The sequence below is a fragment of the Aquipuribacter nitratireducens genome (assembly GCF_037860835.1).
GTDB classification, from domain to species: Bacteria; Actinomycetota; Actinomycetes; order Actinomycetales; family JBBAYJ01; genus Aquipuribacter; species Aquipuribacter nitratireducens.
The window spans coordinates 1-1,733 of sequence record NZ_JBBEOG010000023.1 but is presented as its reverse complement, the minus strand read 5'-3'; the positions used below and the strand labels follow the sequence as shown (position 1 = coordinate 1,733).

At 64.6% G+C, this 1,733-nt stretch carries 2 protein-coding genes; both read left to right on the top strand.

What is annotated here, in order from left to right:
* Window positions 1–81 precede the first annotated feature (81 nt).
* The gene (locus WAB14_RS18285; RefSeq protein ID WP_377002928.1) at window positions 82–582 is read left to right on the top strand and encodes a glycosyltransferase; all 501 of its coding nucleotides are present in this window, start codon (window positions 82–84) and stop codon (window positions 580–582) included.
* Entirely contained in the window at window positions 572–1,615 is a 1,044-nt protein-coding gene (locus WAB14_RS18165; RefSeq protein ID WP_340271756.1) for a nucleotidyltransferase family protein, read from the top strand. Before WAB14_RS18285 ends, WAB14_RS18165 begins: the two co-directional genes overlap by 11 nt.
* Window positions 1,616–1,733: the final 118 nt, after the last annotated feature.

The following is a 1,733-nucleotide window of genomic DNA, read 5'->3' as shown; positions in this document are numbered from 1 at the left end:
CCAAATGGGGTAGATGTCGCAGCATGGAAGCAGGCTCGATCTCAGATCCGCACTAGGTCCGCTGACGACCCCACGAAGGCCGTGTACACAGGTACCGTCGACGAGCGTCTTGACAGCGATGCCGTCGCTCAGGTTGCCGCGGTTGTCGATGAAGTGCACCTTGTCGGCCCAGTCACCGATACAGCTCCGCTGTCTGAACTGTCACGGCTGCCGAACCTCCGTATGCATGGTCCAGTCGGCCAATCTCGGCTTCGTGAACTCGTCGTAGCGTGCGACGTGGGGCTTCTGCCACACCGGATCACCGGCCTCACGACGGCCATGTCACCCCTGAAGCTGTATGAGTACGTCGCTGCTGGGCTACCGGTCGTGGCGACCGATCTGCCGCCCGTACGCGGATTGGGGTCACGTGTGATCCTTGTGCCGCCAGACGGCGGTTGGGGTCAACCGACCCGCGCAGCGTTGTCACTCGGGCCGGCGTCGGAGACCGACCTTTTGTCGACCACCGCGGGGATCTCGTGGTCCGAACGACTCGCCCCCCTAGTGACGGCTGTGTCTCGACAATTGGACGCCAGTGCCGACTGATGGGGCCTTTCTCTCGCTTGTCGCCGCGACCGAGACGGTGCTCCTGGATGGTCAGAGCGGGTCCACCGTCCTTCCCGGCTCTGTAGTCACGCTGGCGGGGCCTCACGGCGTGGCAAGCCTGGTGCTTCGTGGCGATGACGTTCGCCAAAGTGCTGTTGACCGGCTCGTTCGCGGTCACGTTGTGCTCGACTGCCTTTCGGAGCGCTTCGAGACTGCTGCGCTGCCCTGGCTAGTGGTGAAGGGCCCTGCCGTAAGCTTGCGACACTACGCGACCCCGCTGTGGCGCTCCTTTTCTGACGTTGACGTACTAGTGCCGCCTGACCGCTTCGGTGAGGCGCTCGACGAGTTGACGAGAGTGGGCGGTGTACCTCTCGTGGAGAGCTGGCGAGTGCTACGGGAGCTGGAGCTCGCTCAAGTGTCCGTGGCAATGCCGGCGGGGGTTACGGTCGATCTTCACTGGCATTTGATCAACAACGCCAATAGCCGGACTACCTTCGACCTTCGCACATCGACGCTGCTTGACCGCCGCGAACGCCTACCGGGCACCGGGTGGTGGGTACTCGATCGCGAGTCGGAGTTCATCCACCTCGCGTGGCATGCCGTAAAGGAAGGCGGGCGCCGCCTGATCTGGGCATGCGACCTCGCCCTCATCGCTTCACAGCTCGACCCAGCGATTGTGGTGAAACGGTCCGAGTCGTTCGGGATGAATCTGCCAGTCGCGGTGGGAGTCGACTGGGCCAGCGCGCTGCTAACGCGCTTCGTTTCCCTGAGGCACATGGCCAGCGCACTTCCGCGCAGCGTCTGGCGGGACGTGCTTCTTCGCCGGTACACGTACGCCTTGAAGCGGGGCCGCCTGCAGCCCGGCCAGCGGACGGCCTTGCTGCGCGCGACCCGCAGAAGCACTTTGACATCGGCAAGGGCCTTGGCCTTGTACGCCGTGCCGCGGCGCGGCTTGGCCGCCCGGGCTCCGCGTGACGAGAGCAGGTGGCGAAGTGTCTACCTCGAGTGGGTTCGGGAGATTCCGGGGATGTGACTCGCCGCGGCTAACGGTCGCTGTGTGTGACGACACGCCTGCAAATCTCCGCCCGGTTCCCCTGATCAGCCCTTCCTTCGCCGTTTGCCTGATGCGCAGCCGTGACACCGCGTAAGGT